This is a genomic window from Bacillus sp. TH22, assembly GCF_016651015.1.
GTDB classification, from domain to species: Bacteria; Bacillota; Bacilli; order Bacillales; family Bacillaceae_G; genus Bacillus_A; species Bacillus_A mycoides.
In genome coordinates this window covers 404,199-425,510 of the sequence record NZ_JAEKER010000001.1, presented here as the reverse complement: position 1 = coordinate 425,510, position 21,312 = coordinate 404,199, and the positions used below count along the sequence as shown (strand labels likewise).

General features: G+C 32.1%; 17 protein-coding genes, 3 pseudogenes, 1 riboswitch and 1 other annotated feature. Of the genes and pseudogenes, 3 read left to right on the top strand and 17 right to left on the bottom strand.

The window, feature by feature from the left end; all coding sequences use genetic code 11:
• Positions 1–15: 15 nt before the first annotated feature.
• From JFU18_RS02375 to JFU18_RS02330, 10 genes and pseudogenes are all read right to left on the bottom strand, one after another.
• On the bottom strand, positions 16–822 hold the full coding sequence (locus tag JFU18_RS02375) for a DegV family protein (protein ID WP_002141971.1): 807 nt from the start codon (positions 820–822) through the stop codon (positions 16–18).
• A gap of 191 nt (positions 823–1,013) precedes the next feature.
• Positions 1,014–1,520 (bottom strand): DUF3189 family protein, encoded by a 507-nt coding sequence (locus JFU18_RS02370; RefSeq protein ID WP_201033853.1) that lies wholly within the window; start codon positions 1,518–1,520, stop codon positions 1,014–1,016.
• Between the two features lie 79 nt (positions 1,521–1,599).
• The gene (locus JFU18_RS02365) at positions 1,600–2,067 is read right to left on the bottom strand and encodes a DUF1453 family protein (protein ID WP_002168280.1); all 468 of its coding nucleotides are present in this window, start codon (positions 2,065–2,067) and stop codon (positions 1,600–1,602) included.
• 143 nt (positions 2,068–2,210) lie between these two features.
• Positions 2,211–2,336: pseudogene (locus JFU18_RS02360) on the bottom strand (GNAT family acetyltransferase); the annotation flags it as partial.
• Between the two features lie 64 nt (positions 2,337–2,400).
• The gene (locus JFU18_RS02355) at positions 2,401–3,426 is read right to left on the bottom strand and encodes a serine hydrolase domain-containing protein (RefSeq protein WP_201033855.1); all 1,026 of its coding nucleotides are present in this window, start codon (positions 3,424–3,426) and stop codon (positions 2,401–2,403) included.
• Positions 3,427–3,536: 110 nt separating this feature from the next.
• Entirely contained in the window at positions 3,537–4,775 is a 1,239-nt protein-coding gene (locus JFU18_RS02350; protein WP_201050222.1) for an MFS transporter, read from the bottom strand.
• 65 nt (positions 4,776–4,840) lie between these two features.
• Positions 4,841–5,098: a binding site (T-box leader), on the bottom strand.
• 189 nt (positions 5,099–5,287) lie between these two features.
• Positions 5,288–7,426, bottom strand: coding sequence for a penicillin-binding protein (locus JFU18_RS02345; RefSeq protein WP_201033856.1), 2,139 nt, complete (start codon positions 7,424–7,426; stop codon positions 5,288–5,290).
• A 236-nt stretch (positions 7,427–7,662) separates the two neighbouring features.
• Complete coding sequence (locus JFU18_RS02340; RefSeq protein WP_201031110.1) at positions 7,663–8,262, bottom strand: undecaprenyl-diphosphatase; 600 nt, start codon at positions 8,260–8,262, stop codon at positions 7,663–7,665.
• A 273-nt stretch (positions 8,263–8,535) separates the two neighbouring features.
• Positions 8,536–9,525, bottom strand: coding sequence for a zinc-binding dehydrogenase (locus tag JFU18_RS02335; protein WP_201031111.1), 990 nt, complete (start codon positions 9,523–9,525; stop codon positions 8,536–8,538).
• Between the two features lie 149 nt (positions 9,526–9,674).
• Positions 9,675–10,193, bottom strand: a complete 519-nt coding sequence (locus tag JFU18_RS02330; protein WP_201031112.1) for a GrpB family protein — start codon at positions 10,191–10,193, stop codon at positions 9,675–9,677.
• Between the two features lie 126 nt (positions 10,194–10,319).
• Here JFU18_RS02330 and JFU18_RS02325 point away from each other — a divergent pair, with 126 nt between their 5' ends.
• Positions 10,320–11,201, top strand: a complete 882-nt coding sequence (locus tag JFU18_RS02325; protein WP_201033857.1) for a serine/threonine protein kinase — start codon at positions 10,320–10,322, stop codon at positions 11,199–11,201.
• Between the two features lie 46 nt (positions 11,202–11,247).
• Positions 11,248–12,567, top strand: coding sequence for a sensor histidine kinase (locus JFU18_RS02320; RefSeq protein ID WP_002141985.1), 1,320 nt, complete (start codon positions 11,248–11,250; stop codon positions 12,565–12,567).
• Positions 12,568–12,666: 99 nt separating this feature from the next.
• On the opposite strand, the gene JFU18_RS02315 is transcribed toward JFU18_RS02320, so the two are convergent.
• From JFU18_RS02315 to JFU18_RS02300, 4 genes and pseudogenes are all read right to left on the bottom strand, one after another.
• The gene (locus JFU18_RS02315) at positions 12,667–12,765 is read right to left on the bottom strand and encodes a YjcZ family sporulation protein (protein ID WP_000007808.1); all 99 of its coding nucleotides are present in this window, start codon (positions 12,763–12,765) and stop codon (positions 12,667–12,669) included.
• A gap of 135 nt (positions 12,766–12,900) precedes the next feature.
• Positions 12,901–13,699: pseudogene (locus JFU18_RS02310) on the bottom strand (energy-coupling factor transporter transmembrane component T family protein).
• Positions 13,692–15,392 (bottom strand): ABC transporter ATP-binding protein, encoded by a 1,701-nt coding sequence (locus JFU18_RS02305; protein WP_201033858.1) that lies wholly within the window; start codon positions 15,390–15,392, stop codon positions 13,692–13,694. Before JFU18_RS02305 ends, JFU18_RS02310 begins: the two are co-directional and overlap by 8 nt.
• Positions 15,393–15,402: 10 nt before the next feature.
• A complete protein-coding gene (locus JFU18_RS02300) occupies positions 15,403–15,951 on the bottom strand; it encodes an ECF-type riboflavin transporter substrate-binding protein (protein ID WP_002127640.1) in 549 nt (182 codons plus the stop codon).
• A gap of 139 nt (positions 15,952–16,090) precedes the next feature.
• Positions 16,091–16,206: riboswitch (SAM riboswitch) on the bottom strand.
• A gap of 150 nt (positions 16,207–16,356) precedes the next feature.
• Here JFU18_RS02300 and JFU18_RS02295 point away from each other — a divergent pair.
• Positions 16,357–17,040, top strand: coding sequence for an aspartate/glutamate racemase family protein (locus tag JFU18_RS02295; protein WP_002127641.1), 684 nt, complete (start codon positions 16,357–16,359; stop codon positions 17,038–17,040).
• Between the two features lie 49 nt (positions 17,041–17,089).
• Here the strand turns inward: JFU18_RS02295 and JFU18_RS02290 are convergent, their stop codons facing one another.
• The 3 genes and pseudogenes from JFU18_RS02290 to JFU18_RS02280 form a co-directional block, all read right to left on the bottom strand.
• Positions 17,090–18,268, bottom strand: coding sequence for a macrolide family glycosyltransferase (locus tag JFU18_RS02290; protein ID WP_201050221.1), 1,179 nt, complete (start codon positions 18,266–18,268; stop codon positions 17,090–17,092).
• Positions 18,269–18,523: 255 nt separating this feature from the next.
• Positions 18,524–19,054, bottom strand: a pseudogene (gene lepB, locus JFU18_RS02285) (signal peptidase I).
• Positions 19,055–19,085: 31 nt separating this feature from the next.
• On the bottom strand, positions 19,086–21,212 hold the full coding sequence (locus JFU18_RS02280; protein WP_201050220.1) for a peptidoglycan D,D-transpeptidase FtsI family protein: 2,127 nt from the start codon (positions 21,210–21,212) through the stop codon (positions 19,086–19,088).
• Positions 21,213–21,312: the final 100 nt, after the last annotated feature.

The window sequence follows — 21,312 nt, the reverse complement described above, 5'->3', positions numbered from 1 at the left end:
TCACGGGTTTTCCTCTTAATAACTAATTGCTATTGTTCCTTCACCTGCATGAACAGCAAATGAAATCGGCAATGGATAAAGCTTGAAATCCATTTCAGGGAATGCTTGTTTAATATCTAAAATCCATTCTTCAGCTCCATCTTTATCGTTAGCATAGAACATATGAAGTACTTTTGGTAATTCTTTTTCAAGCTCATTTTTAATGTATTCTCTACATTTTTGGATTTTACGCACTTTCTTTTCAAGTAAAAGTTCCCCGCCTTTTACTTCTAAGATTAAGTTGACACTTAATAAACTTCCAAGTAAAAATTGAACTCCCTTTACTCGACCACTTGCATATAAACCTTTTAAGCTTTTTGGAAATACATAAAAAGGCCTTCTTTTTTCATCTACTAATGTTTTATGTATATCTTGTAAAGTCATACCATCATTGTATAACGTTTTAGCTTTTCTCAAAAGTTCATCCATTGGATAACTTGTCGTTTCACTATCTAATACAGTTAAAGGGAAACCTGCCATATCAGCAGCTAACTTCATATTTTGATAGGTCCCACTTACTTTTCCGCTAATAGCAACTGCAAAGCCTTCTTCATATTCTTCTTTGCATTTAGTAAATAATTCTACCATTTCCCCTATGTTAGGTTGCGAAGTAGTAACTGTTCTTCCATCATTTAACGCTTCATAAAGACGTTTATGAACTCCTTCTTCACAATCCTTATAAGACACTCCATCAATAATAACTTCAATTGGGATAACAAAGTTATCACCATCTGTTGTAAAACTCGCAGTTGTACTATCAGTAAACCAAGCAACACGCTTCATGTTGTTCCTCCCTTATTCTGTTCCTCTTTTCTGACTTTTCTATATATTTATCTTACGAAAAGAGAATATCCCCTGTAATAGTAACAGGACTTTATTATTTTGGCTATAGTAGATGTATAATAAATGTGAATGTTTTTTGTCTATTTATCAAAAAAAAGAAAACCACAAAATTCCCCGGCCTTCTTTTAACATTACTTAAATGTTTCGTTATCTAAAATTACAACATAATCATTCGTCAATCGGCCAGCTTCTTTCGTATAATTAACAAGCCTTTGTATGTTATCACAGCTAAGTTTTGCTCCCCATACGAGTAATGGTACGCCGATAAAGTCGATGTGGAACCTTCTAGAAAACAGACCACCGAAAGTCATTGGTAAAGGAACTGTTGGTGATGTATTAGAAAAAATAATCTTTTCATGGCTGTGATAATGTTTTTGCAGAATCTCTCCTAAATGCTTCATCGCAGGTACAACGACTTTGGATGCCCCGCAGCCAATTGTATATACAGGATTCCCATATTCATCTTGTCCATGAAAAATAATCTTTCCCATATCCTCTGTTTTCAATTTATTAAAGTAATCAACATTTAATATTTCTTCTTTCGTTAACTTACGATCTATTGGTAATTTATTTAAATGATAAGCTGCAGCGAGTGCAGTTGAATGCGTTCCACCGAAATCTGTGTAAATGAATATCATAGTATCATCCCTTGTTGTAAAAGTTCAATATTATTTAGTATTACCGTTCACAGCGTTGTTAAACAAGGGACGAATGTATTTACGCTTTTTGTGTTAATTCATTATATTTTTTCCAAATATAATAGCGTCTACTAATTACGGTACCTAATGTGATACATAAAAAGGCATTCGTTACAACCATTAATGTGTGGTGAGTACTGCCAGGAAACATACTTTGCTTAATCAAAACCTTTGCACCTAAAATAACAAGGAGAATAATTGTACTTAACCAATTTCCTTTTCGTAATACATGACCTGTTTCACTATCTAATCGAAATGTTAAAGCTTTTCCCCTAATAACTCCTAGACCCAATCCCATTCCGAGCATTGCAACGAATAGTAGTACGTGCAATATATTTAATTGTCCCATATGAATAATGGACTGGATTGTTACAAAGCACAGCAAAGCCGGAATGAGCCAAATACGATTAATATTCACTTTGTATTCCTTACCTTGAATTAATACAATTATAAGAATAACAAGTAGAATAACAAATAGAATATCCATTTAGAGTCCTCCTATATACTTGTTTACCTTTGAAAATTATATTCGTCTCTGTTTGAAATACGATAGCTACTTTAATTTGTATAATATGGAATGTGATTTCCCATCAGCCTTAAGCATTATTTATAAAAGTAAAAAGACGTACTTTTTACTCGTACGTCTCCTACTACTTGTTCTTCATGTATAGCAACTAGTTCAATTACGGGATTTTCATATTTTTCTTTCCCTCTAAGTACATTGTCATAATATGCTGTATCTAAAAAAGATAACACACGGCAACGTACCTAGCCTATTTCGTCTTCTTTTTTATATGCTCTAATTTTTATATCCATGTAATTAAAAAGCTCCTTCTATTTCCACCATTAGTTTTTCAGGTCCTGCCCCTTTATTTGATGGAATAACTAATGTAATTCCTAATTCCGGGTATACGGCCGAGCGAAAACTCACGCCTGGATCATATCCCATTACATGATATTTAAAAATATTTTCTTGTTTTTTCTCAATCCATATTCCATAGCCGTAAGACTGGCTATTATTCACCAAAATATGAGGAGTTAAAAGTAACTTCGTATATTCGCGGCTTAATATTTCGTTGTTAAATAGAGCTTCCCAAAATTTCACCATATCTGGTGCAGTAATGTAAGCACCGCCATCAGAACCTCCTTTTATGGGTATAGAGTATGCATTTGTTCTCCATTTTTGACTATTTACATCCTTAATATATCCGAGAGCAGTATGTTTTGGTAAATTATCTAAAGAGAAATAGCCTGAATCATTCATACCAACTGGAACAAATATGTTTCTTTCTATATATTCCGTAAATTCAAGTCCTGTCTGCTGTTCTATAATTAATCCAAGTATAATAAAACCTGCATTATTATAGTAAAACTTACTTCCTGGTGTAAACATCATATTACTGTTTTGGAATAATGGTAAAAAGTCTTTTAAACTTTTTAATAGATACATAGGAGTTTGTTTCCAAAGGTCTTCAAAGTTATCCATGATACTTTCATCAAAATAATCTGGAATACCCGAACTATGCGTTAAAAGTTGATGTACTGTAATATCTTCATTAAAGTTTGGGAATTTAATATGTAGACAATCTTTTAACTTTGTATGAAAAGTAATTACACCTCTTTCAACAAGTTGACAGATACTGATAGCAGTAAATAATTTGCATCCTGAGGCAATTCCAAATCTTGTTTGTAGTGTATTGTTTATACATTCACTTCGGTTAGCATATCCAAATGAATTTTCATAAATAATATCATCATCTTTTTTTATTAAGACTACCCCAGAAAAATCTATATTCCGATGTATTTCTTTTACAATTTTCTCTATTTGATCTTTTGTTTTTATCATAATAACCACCCTTATTTATTGGTATTGTTCTTTCCTCTTATTATTTTTCCATATATAGGGGAAAGAAACCTCCTATTCAACCCCTAATTTTCAAATAAAAACCAAGGGAACTATTTTGAATTTATTGATTCAGCGGAATATACCTTAGACCGCGATGGTAATAAAGTAAACACGCACAATATGATAGTAATAAGTAGCATTACCAATACTCCTACAATGACTACAAGTTGTATAGAAGTGAATTGAGTTGCAACGCCGAACAGAATCGTTATAAAAATTGTAAAAACAGCTATAACGAGCCCGTATATACTCCCGATTCGTCCCATCATATGAACCGGAACGTTATTTTGATAAAATGTGTAAAATCCCGTATTTGCATATGCCATAGAGAAAGATAAAACAAAGAATCCGATAGCAGCTATTAAAAACTCACTTGAAAAAGCATAAATCAAATATCCGATTGTAATGAATAATGATCCTATCCCCATTAGAAATGAAGGTGCTAATTTTTTTGATAAAATTGTATTTGTTATGGCTCCTAAAATAAAACCCGCTCCAGCGATACTAACTAAAAAGCCATATTCACTATCTGTTAACAATAAAACTTCTTTCGCAAACGATAGTTCAAGTGAATCTATAGCGGTAGCTAAAACCATCATTCCTTGGAATAGGAAATAAACACATACTATATACACAGATTTTTTGCTGAAATTTAAAACTATGTTCCAATCTTTTTTTAGTACAGTTAGAGATAACTTATCACTTGATGTATTAGAATCGTATTTTTTATCAAGATCAGGTAAAAGTAATGTAATTAACCCTGATAACAGAAATGCTATAGCATTCATATATATAGCAAACTCTGGTGTACCAGTTATTAATAATATCCCCGCTACTGCTGGACCAATTAAAAATGCACCAGATCCTATTAAACTACGTAGTGAGTTGAAACGTTGTCTTTGCTCTACTGGAATTAATTTCGTCATATATGTCATAGCAGTTGGTTCATAAATCGCACTGGCCATGCTTATAAAAAATACTAAGAGATAGACAATCCAAAGGGATGGAACCAAGGGTAAAATAGCGATAAATACTGCTCGATATATATCGAGGTGAATCATTAACTTTCGTTTATTTAAACGATCTATCATACTTCCTGACCAAGCGTTTGTAAATAAAGTGGCTAATGGTTTTATCACATATAAAGTAGCGACAGCTAAGGCTGAGCCACCCATATTATAGACAAGTACATTCAGTGCGATTAAATAAATCCATGCACCTAAATTCGCAATACCAACTCCGGACAATAGTAATAAAGGATATTTCCAATCTTCAAGTAATTTTTTCACTTTAGGCACCCGCTTTCTAAATTGTTTTAAAACAATAAAAAAATCCCACCCCCAAGACTTTTAGTCTTAGGGACGAGATTTATCATCGCGGTGCCACCCTAGTTTGTTAATATGTCGCCATATTAACCTTATCAGGTACTGCACTATTTTCATGCTTATACCTTATCTCTATAACGGGAGCTCCCATCACACCATCCACTTTTAAAAGGTTCCGATGTGCTGCTCAGAGGCTTGGTTCAATAAAGAATTTTTGCTCCTTTTCAGCTAAATAGAGCTCTCTGTGAAAAATTCATTTTATTTACTCTTCTCTTCACTGCATTTGGTTTTTTCCATATTATCACATAGGTTTTATATTGTAAATAATTAAAAAGAATAATCAGTTTTTTTAAAAGTGAGCATCCTTTATAATTTTGTAACTTGATTTTTTATTTATTAAAAAATACGGTGCGTGAAATTGCTTGTAACTCTAAAAAAAGAGCCTATTATACTATAGACTCTTACAAAATTCGATATTAATTTGTACTCGCTTCTGCTAATGGTTCTAGAGGCGGTTCCAAATCTAGTTTTAAAGTATCACCTTCTTGTATATATTCTCCCTTTTCAATGCTTTGACTCGTTACATACCCTGTACCTGTTGTTTTTAAATCTAATTTCAACAACTTAGAGAAATACATAACATCACGCATTGACCAACCTTTTAGGTTAGGCATTTTCACATTACTTCCTACTAGAAATATGCGATCTCCTTCACTCATTACCTCGCTAGTCTGTGGATATTGTTTTATTATCTTTCCTTCTCCTAATAATACCGGCTGAAGTTTCTCTTTTTCTGCAATATTTTTTACAGTATCCATTGTTTGATTTACATAACTTTGTACTTTTATTTCAGATTGCTTTGTTGCATCTGCCATTTGCTTTTCTGTATATGGTTTCACTTTTAAATATTCTAGACTATTTTTCATAACTGGTTTAAAAATTTCAGCAAGAGGCTGAGCACCGTATTCATTCCCCTTTAATTTAGGTTGCTTAATGGCTAAATATACGACTAATTGTGGATCATCAATTGGAGCCATTCCTAAGAATGAAAAAATATAATTATCTTTCCCTTCCATATATCGTCCATTTTCAGGATTCGGAATTTGCGCTGTCCCTGTTTTACCACCAATCGGATAGCCATCAATTTTATACATCGTTCCCGTTCCTTTTGATGAAGTAATAACTCGCTCCATTAAGTTCCTTACCTCTTCTGCAGTTTCTTTTTTAATCGGATTCCCTATTTCTTTAGGTTGATTTTCCATAATAACTTGTTTATTTGTTGGATTTACAACCTTATCAACAATATAAGGTTGCATCATTTTGCCGTCATTTGCTATAGCTGTGGCCGCTTGTACGATTTGAATAGGAGTTACAGTTGAGCCTTGGCCGAAAGAAGTAGTAACTTGTTGAATTTGAGTATTTAACAATAATGTATTTTTACTTTCTCCAGGTAAATCTATCCCTGTTTTTTGATTGAAACCAAATTTATTCATATATTGCTTGAATTTATTTGGTTTCAGTAACTGGTCTTCTAAAATAGAAAAAGCAACGTTCGATGACCGTTCAAACCCTTCATCAAATGTAATTGAGCCCCATCCATAGCCGCCATTATGATCTTTAATCTCTGCTGAACCAACTGCGTATTTTCCTGATTGGAAATATTCTTTCCCGTTATATACACCTTCATTAATTGCAGAAGCTAATGTAAAAACTTTCATTGTAGACCCTGGTTCGAATGCATTCGCAATTGGATCGTTTAAAAAATATTCAATGTCTCCCTTGTTAGGATTATAACTAGGCTTACTAGACATTGCTAAAATCTTACCTGTTTTTGGATCTGCAATAATTCCTACTAACATAGAAGGGTCATAGTGTTGCGCCGCTTTATTCATCGCGTCTTCTAAAAAACTATTAATTTGTTTATCAAGCGTAAGGTATACGTTATTTCCATTTTTAGCAGGTTCTATTTTTCCTATATCATTTGTAAGTGGGATACCATTTCGTGAACCTACATATTTTACATTTCCGTTTGTAGAGCGTAAATATTTATCCAAACTTTCTTCAAGCCCAAACTTGCCCTCCGCATTACCTTTATCATCTGGTCTTGCAAAACCAAGTATATACGAGGCGAAGTCTTCATTTGGGTATACTCTGGCTTTTTCTGTTGTAAACGATACACCTGGTATTTTCAAATTTTTAAGTTCTTCCTTCGCTTCTCTAGATAAGTTACGTCCAATTTTACCAATTTCAACTTGCGTACGTCCTTCATGAAAATTTTTCATGATATCCTCTTTATCAACTTCAAGCGCATCTGCTAAACGTTGTGCAGTATCTTCTTTATCTTTTAATTTATCTTTTCCTTTTAAGTTTACAACGATGCGATATGTCGTTGAGTCTTGGACTAATACTTTACCGTTTTGATCATAAATTGTCCCGCGATTTGCCTCTAAAACTCCATTTTTGTTTTGTTGTTCCTTCGCAAGATCCTTTACATTAACATTATGCACGACTCCTACCGCTTGAATATAAAACATGCGTAAAAGCATAGTAAGAAACAAAATAATAAAAGCAATCATCATATATCGAGCGCCTTTATTCGTTTGAAGTTTATGCATATTTATCTCCTTTCTTTTCCAATGTATTAATGCAAAGATGTGTTACTAAATATGTTCTTTATTATATTAGATACTATATTTTTCGAAGTTTTTTTAGTAATTCCTCTATAACAATAAGAAAACCAGACTATGTTGCTATTTGTTTTTTATTAATCTTGTATTTTTTATATAAAATACGGTAAGTGAAATTTTAGAATTTTCAAATAAAAAGAACCTACTTTTGTAGGTTCTTACGATTAAGCTATATGGTTATATTTCGCTAAAAAAGGAACTCGTTTTGATACTAGTGCATACATTTTGAAAATAAATTTTGCTAACGGCTCAAATATACGTGCACTTTGCATTACTAAGCCGCTTGTAATAAATGTTAAGAACGCAGCACCAAGTATATCTAGAGGATAATGAACGCCTACGTACATGCGTGATACACCGACTAATATTGCCCATATTAACGCGATATATTTAAGTTTTTCTCCTCTTAGAATAAATACGAAAGCAATCGAAAATACGAGTACAGAATGATCACTTACAAATGATGAATCTGCTGCATGCGGTACTAATTGATTTACATGCTGTGTTATAAAAGGACGCGGATGGTAATATACCGCATGTATAAGAACATTTACTAATAATGCAATACTAACTGAAAGTGTCGTATATAACACTGTATATTGTTTTCTAATTGCATTCTCTTTCTTTCCGTTATTGAACCATAGGATAAGCATAAATAGAATAGCTACATATGCAGCACTATTTGTAATAGCGATCATTAGCGTATCTAATAGCTTGGATGATCCAGCAAAGTTATTAATCCATTGAAATACTGTGTAATTCATATTACTCTCTCCTTATTATTACTCATTGTACTTTAAATAAAGATACAAGTGTTCTTGATTTACACAGTATACAACATCAATATGAAAATGGGCTTAAACTTTTCTCATCAAATTCTCATTTTGCTACTATTCATTTGACAATGGTGTAACTATTTACACGAGCTAAATATGTATAAAGGTTGTAAACCATTTTAAATAGTATGGTGAACACTCTATGCATGGATATAATACATAACATATTCATTTAAATATATTAGTTACGAAATCATATTCTTATTCCATACGAAGGGCAATATTACCGAATTGTTCTCCTTGCTGCATTCGATTTAAAGATTGGATTGCTTCTTCTAATGGATATACTTTATCAATAATTGGTTTAATATTATGTTTCTCTATAAAATGAACCATCTCATTAAATTCTTCACGGCTTCCCATTGATGTTCCCATAATATCAATTTGATTATAAAATAATGCTCGTAACGGTAATTCGATTTTATCTCCTGAACTTGCACCAAAGTTAACGATTCTTCCATTTGGTTTTAATATATCAAAATATTTTAAGAAAGTCGCCGGACCTATACTATCTATAATTAAATCCACTTTTTCTCCATGTAGGCACTCGTCCCAATTACCAGAACTATTAAAAGAAAAGTCTGCTCCATATTTTTCAGCAGCCTTTCTTTTGTCCTCTATCCTTGAAGTAACACTCACCTTTGCTCCAATTGCTTTAGCAAATAACATAGCATAAGTAGCTACACCACCGCCGATTCCCGGAATTAGGACATGTTCTTCAGGTTTTAATCTACCTTTTGTAAAAAGCGCTCTATATGCAGTTAATGCCGATAAAGATAAAACGCCAGATTCTTCCCACGTAAGATATGATGGCTTTTCCACTACATTTTCTGCTGGTACAATAACATATTCAGCAAATGTTCCATCTGCTGGTCCACCTAGTACTTCAGGTAACTCTGGTATTTCATGAGTATTATTCCATCCAATACTAGGGTTAATAATAACCTCGGTATGTAGTGAAATATTTGAAACTCCTTCTCCTAGTTCTATAACAATACCTGCACCATCTGACCCTAAAACTAATGGTAGTTCCATTTCTTTTCTATTATTCATTATAAATAAATCACGATGATTTAAACCTGCTGCTTTTAATTTCACTTTAACCTCTCCAATGTTAGGAGTTATCTCAGGCGATAATTTATATTCTAAACCTTCTAATCCTTTTTTATGTTGATGTACAATAGCTTTCATTAATAATCCCCCTTAATAATTTTAATGTACTAAAAATATCGAAATAAATAAAATAATCTGATTGTAACAACTGGAAAATAATAAAAATCATTATGATGAAAAAAATCCTCCCCACACTTTTTTGTAGGAAGGACTTTAATTGATACTATTTATACTTTGTTAATACTCTTTTTGGCCACTGTTAATATATTTTGAATAAACGGTGCTTTTGCATTTGTATATGAAACACGATCAAAAGGATAGGTAGCAGCAAGCATCTCTTTTAATTTTCTATATTCTTCACGTGCCCACTCATGATTTATTAGAAAGTCTCGAAATAAAAGGTTGTTCCTCCATTCCTCGCTATTATAAATATAAACATGTAAATGGTGGGTACCAGCTCTCCATTTACCCTTCCTAAAAAAACGCCAATTAGGTGTTTCTTTTGGAACATATTCATATCCAATTTCCGTAAGTTTTTCAGTCCAATTTTCGGTGATTTGTAAATTTGTGACGCCGATCATCATATCAATAAGAGGTTTAGCCCCTAATCCTTCTACGGCCGTGCTTCCTATATGTTCAATAGCAATAATTTCTTCATGGAGTAAAGGCACAATTTTATTTTTTTCATTTAAAAACTCTGTATGCCAATATTGTTGGTACGGTTTAATTATGATTTTTCCATCCATTTGCTTTCCTCCTTATAACTATATATTATTATATTTATAAAATTTAAGTTTATAAATATAGGGATTTCACAAAATATGTCGAATACTGTAATGGACAACTTAATTATATTAAATTTGAGGTGAATTATGAAAGATATTCCAGTTAAAATTCAGTTAGATACTATAACATTCCAACTAAAAAAACATCATAATTTTGATTGGCTTACAAAACTAGGTACAGTATTTGCGGTTTTTGACCAACAAGATTCCGGTAATATAAGTTTTGGTGTTGAAAAGAATGGGAAAAAGAACTTTATAAAATATGCAGGGGCACAAACACTCGCATATAATGCTTCTACAAATGAAGCTATACAAAGATTAAAAAGCTCAGTTACTATATACAATGAATTAAAACACGTTTCTCTTATAAGTTTAATTGATCACTACCCTGTACAACATGGATATGTTTTAATTTTTGATTGGTTTGACGGTGAATGTCTCCACCCGCACTGGAGTTTCCCACCCCCAGCAAAATATAATGATCCTAACTCACCATTTTATAAATATAAAAAATTATCCGTTAAAAATAGGCTAGTTTCATTAAATTCTATTTTTAATTTCCATACTTACGTTGAACACAAAAACTATGTAGCTATTGATTTTTATGACGGTAGTATTTTGTACAACTTTAAAACTAATGAAACAAAAATTTGTGATATTGATTTATACAGTAACAAACCGTATGTAAATAAGATGGGCCGAATGTGGGGGTCATCTCGTTTTATGTCACCTGAAGAGTTTCAACTTAACTCTATAATAGACGGACAAACAAACGTATTTAATATGGGGGCTATAGCTTTTGCACTACTAGGTGGCGGGCAAGATCGTTCCTTTATGAAATGGGAAGCTAGTGAAGGCTTATATGAAGTAGCATACCGTGCTGTAAATGAAAATCGTAGTGGGCGCTATGCGTCAATGGAAGAGTTTAATAATGCATGGTTAAAAGCCTATAACACTGAAAATCTATAAAAACTACATACGTTGTAAAAGTACATGTAAAACTTGTACTTTTATAATGTATAATACATATGGGATTGAAATTCAGGATAACGGGGCATGTATTATGAACTTTGTTTACATTAATCAAAATGTTTTAAATAATCTTCTTTATATTTTAAGCAGTATATTTGTTTTTTATTTTATTTATGATAGTGGGTACTTCGGGAAGAAATATAAGAAACTACTTATCATTCTTTGTACGAGTATCCCACTAATTTTATGTATGCGGTATCCCATCTATATGGATGAAAATTATATTCACGATTTAAGACAAATCCCCTTTTTAATTGGTACACTTTATGGTGGATTTCCAGTCGGTATTGCATTACTCATGATTTTATTAATAATACGTTTTATGTTTTATGGTTTTAGCCTGTTAACAATCATTGTTTATGGAACGATGTTAATAATTACAGCATTCGCATCCTCAAAATTTAATACATACAATAGGAAAATAAAAGTAACTTCATCTATGTTTTTAACTTTTTTCCTTGCAATATTTACAACAGTAATTGTTTTAACTCTATCAGATTTTGAAGTGAATAATTTATACATTATTTATTTCATTCTATTACCAACTATTTTAATATTATTTATGGTCTATTTTAATGAGGTTTTAAAAGATGCAATATTTATGCGATCAAAATTAATAAAAGTTGAAAAAATGGAGATTGTCAGCCAACTCGCTGCAAGTATTTCACATGAAGTAAGGAATCCATTGACTGTTGTAAAAGGATTTACACAACTTTTAAAAACACCCAATATAACTCAACAATCCAAAGATGAGTATATTGAGCATATTCTTGAAGAGTTAAATCGTGCACAAGCAATTATTGATGATTACTTAACTTTTGCCAAACCGGCTTCAGAAAAACTAGATCATATTTCAGTGGAGCACGAATTAAATCGAGTTATTAATATGATGTTGCCTTTTTGTAACATGAATACTATTAATATTACAAAAGAGTTCTCAGAGGGAACAATTATTGGTAATACACAGCACTTCCATCAATGTTTTTTAAATTTAATAAAAAACAGTATAGAAGCAATGCCATGTGGCGGTAATCTAATTATTTCTGCAACTGTTAGCAATAATAAGGTCATAATAAGGATTCAAGATAGTGGCGTTGGAATGTCGCAAGAGCAAATTAATCGATTTGGCGAACCATATTTTAGTACAAAAACGAAAGGTACTGGTTTAGGTACGATGGTTGCTGTTAAAATTATTGAAACGATGCGAGGCAGTTTAAAAATCCGAAGTATCGTTAATAAAGGAACTACTTTAACTATTACATTCCCAAAATATAATAATGAGAGCACGTTGCATAATAAATAAAAAAGGAGCATAATGGCTCCTTTTTTATTTCGATACAAAAAGTATCTGCTATGTTTTTTTAATTTACATTTAGAAGAGACTAATTAGAAATTAGTACCCTTAGCTCCAACAGCTACATCCAACAATAATTAATAAAATAAATAACACAACTAATAAAGCGAAACCTCCACCAAAACCACAAGAACCGCCGAAACTCATATTTTTTCCTCCTTTTGGTTTGAAAACTAATAGGTAGTTGATCATTTTAACTGGTTCGTATTATACAGTATGTATATCTCCCTTTTTTGAGCATGTCTTCATAAAAATTAGTAAAAGCACTCTATTGAGAGTGCTTTAAAATGGGTACCAGAAGCTTTGGAATACATTCAACTTTAAGTAAACTGCAATAATCAAAATGATAATACCAACAAAAAGTGTGATGTAATCCTCCTTTTGTGCGTCTTTTGCATAGTACCACGTTCGTTTATCCTTTTTTCCAAAACCTCTTAAATCCATTGCATTTGAAACAGTATCAATCCTTTCTAATGAATGAATAATAAGTGGCCAAAAAATTAAAACACGGTTTTTCATACGAATCCACAAGCTCGCTTCTCCTTTTTCAAAAGGTACGCCTCTTGCTTCCTGCGCGTGTCTAATGATTATATATTCAGATTGAATACTTGGTATATAACGCAGTGCAATATTTATTGCATATGTAATTTTATAAGGAACAGCAAATTTATTTAAGCTGCTTACAAATTCACTTGGATTAGTTGTATAAATAAAAAGAAGTGTAAATGGTAATAACGTAAAATATTTCAATGAAAGTGTAGCTGCATAAAATAAAGTTTCATATGTAATTGTTGCATAACCTATATAAAAAAGAGGTATACGATCCCGTTAATTCCGATCCATGGGTGGGCGTAATGAAAAGAATCATAACGGAATTTAATAAACTAAATGTAAATATAACGCTGAAAATAACTATAATTTTACGCAATTGAATTTTTGCAATTAAGAGGCCGATACATCCAATAATAAATAAAATTAGCAATATACGAAAATCAAAAAATAAAAAAGTAAGTGTCATACAAAATATAAATAAAGATAATTTAATTGCACCATCCATACGATACAAATACGTATTATGCATATTCCTCCCTCCTATTAGCTTCAATATAAAGTTTCACAAATGTTTCTGGAGTTGGAATTCCGCTTAATTTAGCTAGTTTTATTAATGAAATCTCCCGTAGATTAGCTCTTTGTAACGTTCCTTTATCCCCTAAAACAGCAGATACAGTATTGTCCGCAATAATTTTCCCTTCATGCAGAACTACCGCTCGATCTGCATATTCTAAAGCAAGATTCATATCGTGTGTGATAATAATAAAGGATATGCCCCTTTCAGCCAGTTTTCTAATAAACGACATAAACTGTTTGTAATGGTAATAATCTTGTCCAGCTGTCGGCTCATCTAATACAATAAGTTTTGGGTTTGTTATAAGTACAGATGCAATAGTAAGCCTCTTTTTTTGTCCATAGCTTAATGCCTGAATTGGCCAGTTACGAAATGGATATAATCCACAAATTTTTAAAGATTTTTCGACTCTTTTCTCAATCTCATCTTTAGAAACCTTTTTTAATTTTAATGAATATGAAACCTCTTCTAAAACAGTAGGCTGTGTAATCATTTGATTTGGGTTTTGCATAACGTAAGAAATAACTTCCCCGCGTTTACGAATAGACCAACAATTTATATTTTCTCCATCGAATGTTATTCTCCCATTCTTCGTTTTATTTATTCCTATAAGAGTATGAGCTAATGTCGATTTCCCTGCTCCATTATGACCCAATAACGCTACTATTTCTCCCTCTCCTATTGAAAGGTTGATATCTTCTAAGGCTGTATGTTTGTTATTGTACGTAAATGATAAATTTTCTATCTTGCATAAAGCTTTTTTAATATATTTGTTTTTTGATGAAACTTGCTTATGCATCCAGTTCTTTAATAGGCTATGAATGCCTGCATTACGAAGATTTTCAATTGGAAATACCCTAACATTATTACTATCAAAATTTAATTTCTTTAGCGCCTCTATATAAATAGGTTCTCTTAGTCCGATATTTGGTAATATATTAGAATTTAAAATACTATCCGGTGAACCAACGGCAATAACTTCTCCCTCATCTATTAAAATAATTTTATCTAAATCAAGGTTTAAAATTTCTTCTATTCGATGTTCAATAATTACAATTGCTTTATTATATTTCTCATGTATATTTTTAATGAGTTCTATTGTATTCAAACTACATGCAGGATCCAAATTAGCTAACGGTTCATCAAATAATAATATATCGGCATTTGTCGTTAGCAGACCTGCAAGAGAGACTGTCTGTTTTTGACCTCCTGATAATTCATGCGGACTTTGTATATGAAAGTCCTGCATGCTTACCTTTTTTAAAGAATCTGTAACAATCTTTTTCATTTCTATTTGATTTACACAATCGTTTTCTAATGCAAATGCTACATCCTCTTCGACAGTAAGGCCTATAAATTGTGAATCTTGATCTTGTAATATTGTCCCTACGTGTTTACTCTGTTCAAAAACACTACCTTTTCTCGGATCCTTTCCAGCTATTAAAATGTTACCGGTACTTATCCCTTCGTAAGAAAATGGGATTAGCCCATTTATACAATGAGCTAATGTTGACTTACCTGAACCACTTCGTCCAGCGATAAGTACCTTTTCCCCAGGATATATTTGAAATGTAATATCTTTTAAAGTAGGCTGTGTGGTATGCCTATATTGAAAGGTAAATTGTTCAAAAGAAATAATTGGTTGCATGTATTCATCCCTACTTTTCAATTTTTAAATGTGTATGTTTCTTATTTGATTTCGCTAGACCGATCGTGATTGGTAAGCCAAGAACTAAAAATACGATAACGTCTGCAATTGTTGCGCCTAGTACTTGTATAACTATTTTGTCAAACGGTTCTCCCATCACAATAATATCGAATGCTCCAGCAAATATAATTGCTATGACAATACCAATTAACCCTGCAATTGCAAAATAAGAAATATCACGGTTATTATACGTTCCATGTTTTACACTAAAACCAACTCTTTTTTGTATGAGTCCCATTGCTAAACCAATAATACCTGAACTAATAACCCATCCCCACCAAATACCCCAACCAGCGATCGTATCTGTAACGGTATGACCGATGAGTCCTATTAAAAGTCCTGCTACCGGGCCAAATAACGCTCCAAAAACTGTTAAAATAGCCAATGCGGGTTTAATAAATGTATTCGGTGCGATAGAAAATCCCCAAAGCCCTAATACCCCGTATAGAGCTGCTCCAATTCCAATAGCTACTACTAGCTTTGTCGTTAATTTGTTCATTACAATTCCCCTCTCGTATTATTCAACTTTTAATACTCTATATTTATTTTGAAAATGAATTATGCATCGACACTTCCTTTCTATACAACAAAAAATGACCTCTTAAATAAGAGGTCATTTTCTTTCACGTACAAGAATCCCCTTATCTTTCAAAAGACACATAGTGTCCTCTGCGGAATTAGCACCTTCCTATGTAATTACATAGGGGTTGCTGAGGCTTCAAAGGGCCGTTCCCTCTACCTCTCTGGATAAGTATGTATTTGTAATCTGTATTATGGCACTAACAATAAATAATTTCAATACTTTTCTTACTATTTTTATTTTTCGATAAATAGTTCATTTAAATCATTGTATTCTTATCGGAATTATGAAATAATAAATTCAAAATTGTTACGGGAGGAATGCATGATGAAAGTAATTGGCTTAATTGGCGGACTAAGTTGGGAATCAACATCGTTATATTATAAACATATTAATACACTAACTCTCTCTCAATATGATCAAAATGCGAAGCTTGTTTTATATAGTATGGACTTTGGTGAAGTAACTACATTATTACAAAATCATCAATATGAAGAAGTGAAAAATGAATTAGTCGCAGTAGCAAAAAAAGTAGAACACTCTGGAGCTGAATGTTTACTAATGTGTTCTAATACTGTACATCTATTTGCTGAGGAAGTAGAACAAGCAATATCAATCCCACTTCTTCATATCGGTGATGTAAGTGCTAAAGAAATGGTAGAACAGAATATAAAACGGATCGGATTATTAGGAACGAAACAAACAATGGAAGAAGATTTTTATACATCACGACTAGCAAAATATAACATTGAGACAATCATCCCAAATGACGAAGAAAGAACTTTTATCCATCACGTCATATTAAATGAATTAAGTAGAGGAATTATTTCAGAAACATCAAAAGAAAAACTAATACAAATTACCAATTCATTAATTAATAATGGGGCTGAAGGAATTCTACTTGGCTGTACGGAAATTCCTTTGCTCATTTCCCAAAATGATCTATCTGTTCCTGTTTTTGATACTGCTTATTTACATGCGAATACTGCTGTACAATTTGCTGGATAATAATATAAAAGCATACAGGTAGAGCCTCTATGCTTTTATATTATCCGAACTATTTATTTAAAAGAGCATCAATAACTGCAATGGCTCTTTTGGAACCACCACACTCTAAAAAACTTTCATTCAGTTTTTGAATGCCATGTTTATACTTTTTATTTGAAAGAACGTCTGTTACCGCCTTTTTTAAAGTTTGCACATTAACATGCTCTTTCAATAATCTATGTGCTGCCTCAAGCTCAGTTAATCTTTGCGCTATCATAGGTTGATCTTTATCATGCGGTATTATCACAAATGGGACATTATAATGGATTGCATCGTGCACACTATTCATTCCACCATGTGTAATAAAAACATCTGCTTCACTTAATATTTCTGATTGAGGTACGTAAGGGGTTATAATAAAGTTGTCTGGCGCTTGCTTAATTTTTGAAATATCATTTCTATCACCAATCGCCATTACTACAATCCCTTCGAAATTTGAAAAAGCATCAATACAAGTATTAAAAAATGGTTCGATCCCTTCGAGAAGTGTTCCCATTGAAATATAAATAACTTTCTTTTTTGAAAGCAATTCAAGTGGAAACTTTACATTTGTTTTGCGCTTTATAATACTCGGTCCAATAAAAACATTGTTTTCTCCGAACGAATCGCTATTAGGTTGAAAATAACGACTTGTATACACGAGACTAATATCTCCCTTATTATGCATAAATTGAAGATTATTTTTGGGCTTTACTCCAAATTCATGTTCCATTTGATACAGTAACTTTTCAGAGAGTTCATCGGGTTGGAATTGTATTTCTGCATTTGGATGAAAAGGCAAGGTTTCCAATAATACTGGTGGAATTAAAAATATAGGAGAGGAAACTATGCCTGGAACTTGTAAATATTCCTTTACTAACTCTCCAAGACCAAATATATCATAAACTATGAAATCAAAATTAATGCTTTTACATAATCGTTTCGTAATTTCTAATATGTATAAAGAAGTTTGAACATGTACATGAAAGAAAGTTTTTAATCCATATGAAGTTTCATTATCAATAGAAATCTCCTTTAATAAATCCGGATGAGTATGTACAATGGCTCCCAAAACTTCAAGCCTTTCCTTAAAGCTTTCCGTTGTAATATAGTGTACGTTATCACCTCTTTGAGTAAAGGCCTTTACTAAATTTAATGTAGGATTTACATGTCCCTCTGCAGGGAAATTAACTATTAAAATATTCATCACTTATTTCTCACTCCTACAATTCAATGTTCTTATTAATCGTACTGTTATTATTACAAGCAATCTTCCCTTAATAGTCCCAATATACTTACTACTTTAGGTTGATAAATAATTATCAGACATTGAAAAAGGCATCTACATAAAATGTAGATGCCTAACTGTGATAAGGAGTGTTCTGTGAGGTTAGGATAAGCTTTTCTGCTTGTCCTATGCTATCAATATATGATTTATTTTATAAAACGTGCATATCTAATAGAATTATTTTAACCATTTTATTTGATCAAATGGATAATATACCATTTTCACTTTACCTATTATATTTGACTCATCAATTAGTCCAAGCGTATTCCTACTATCTTTACTATGATTTCAATTATCACCTAACACACATAATTTATGCGTGGGAACTTTCATTTCTCTACAGTTTGAAAAACGATTTGATACTTGTGACATATCTAACTGTATATACGACTCATCACGCTTTTTACCGTTAATATATACCTCATCGTCTCTTAATTGTATGTTATTCCCCGGTAATCCAATAATTCGTTTCACGTAGTATGTAGGCGAGTCTTCTTTTTTTATTATTACAACATCACCATGATGAAAAGAAGAAAAATAGATGCTAGCCTTATTAACTAGTATGCGATTATTCTCATTCAAAGTAGGTTGCATCGAAATTCCTTCTACCATACAAAATAAAAATAACTTATTAATAAAAATAATTCCTATTATAATTAAAATATAGCTACATATTTTTCTCCAATCTTTTAGAATCAATTGCTTCATATATACCTCATTTCTAATCTATTCGTATATTTTAATTCTCTTTAGAGTCATCTATTTTTGGTGCTTCGCCAGTTAATCGCTTATTTTTCAAATCAAAATAAGCATCTAAAACATCTTTTCCAATATCAGAGTTAATACCTGATTTATCATTTATAACCCATGGCACAACAACAGAAAATGCTACTTCTGGATCATCATATGGCGCATATCCTGCTAATGTTAAATTATAGCATTCTCTACGATCGCCTTTCTCATTTCTCCCAATATTACTTTCTCCACCGTATACAGTCTGTGCAGTTCCTGTTTTGCCAGCTGGTTTATATGGTGCTTTTTGGAACGCTCTTACTCCCGTTCCATCCCCTTCTTGGAATACTCTTCTAAATCCTTCTTTTACTTGATTGATATATTCTTCTTTCATATCAATTCTATTTAAAACAACGGGTTCTATTGCATGCACCACTTTACCGATTTCATCCTTTTGAACGGTTTGTTCTCTAATCTCTTGAACAATTTGTGGTTTCATTCGATAACCGCCGTTTGCGATAGTCGAAATATACTGTACAAGCTGAAGTGGTGTATACGTATCATACTGACCAATCGAATAGTCTAGTAAGAAACCAGGTTGATTATCTTTTTTACCAATTTGTCCGACTGTTTCATTCGGTAAATCGATGCCTGTTGGAACACCTAATCCAAATTGCCTGAAATAATATCTCATTTTATCAAAGTATTCTTGTTTAATATTTAATGAACTATTTTTCACATAATCCACACCTGCAATTTTTAATGCTGTATTAAACATATAAACGTTTGAAGAAACTTGTAAAGCTCTTAGATCATCAATATTCCCGAAATCTTTCCAAGATTTTTTCTCCTTAGTACCTTTAAACTTCATAGGTGCATCATAAAAATAAGTACCTGGTGTTATAGATTTCGTCTCGAAACCAGTCAATATTGTTGCACCTTTAACAGTTGATCCAAGCTCATATGAACTTGTCATCGTACCTAAAGCATAATCTTCAATCTCTGTTTTCCCGTCTTTTTCTACTAATTTTTTCCCTACCATTGATAATACTTGACCATTTTTCGGATTCATCATTACAACGAAAGCACGGTCCAACATCGATTCTGAACCTTTATAGGCCTTTAATATTTTTTCTATGCTCTCTTCTACTTTTCTCTGTAATTCCATATCAATTGTTAACGTTAAATTCTTGCCGCTTTTCCCTTCAGAAACTGTTTCTGTTCTAATTGTATTACCTTGTTTATCAGCAACGCTTCTTACTTCTTTTTTCGTACCATGAAGCACATCTTCGTATTGCTGTTCGATGTAACTTTTCCCAACCCGATCATTCCTGCTATAATCACGCACTAAATAATAATCTAATCGTTCACGTGGTAAACCTTCATCAGCATTCGAAACATTTCCAAGGACTGAACGGAATAAGCCATCATTTACATAGAGTCTCTCCCAATCAACTGAAGCGTCTACACCTGGGAGATTTGCTAAATTTTCACTAATCACAGTATATTCCTTTTCACTAACATCTTTTTTTATAATTTGAGGTGCCATTTGATAACCTGAAGTCATTTTACTTTTAATAGCTAACACTTCTATGTCTTTTGCTGTTAATTCTTGAAGATTTTTTTCTGTAACTCGCTTTCTTTTTAACTCTTCTATTTTTTTGTCTAACTCTTTTCCGTTAATATCCTTTTCTCTAAACTTATCTATTTCCTTTTTAGATACTAAATCTTGAGTAAGTTTTGGATTTAACTGCATCCAAAAATCTTTCTTATCTGTCTCATTTAACTTATCTATATCTTCTTGCGGCATTTCAATTATGTCTACAAGTTGTCTTGCAGTTTTTAATATATCTTCTGATTTTACACCTTTCATCTTTGTGTACGTGATCGTGCGTAAAGATGTATTATCAACAACTGGATTCCCTTCTCGATCAAATATTTTCCCACGTGGGACAGATAGGCTCACGGTTGCATTTTCTCTCTTTTCTACTTCATTTTTATAAGTCTCTCCATCGAAAATTTGCACTTTACCTAACTGTATAATCATTGCAGAAAATAATAAAAATACACATAGAAATAAAATATTTAACCGCATCGGTATTGCTCTACCACTTTTTTTCACTTGCTTTTTCACCTTGTCATAATCTCCTCCTTACAGTATTTCTAATAATAATTGAATCTATATATTAAAAGTAGTGCACATTTTCTATACAGTACTTTGTACAAATATTAAT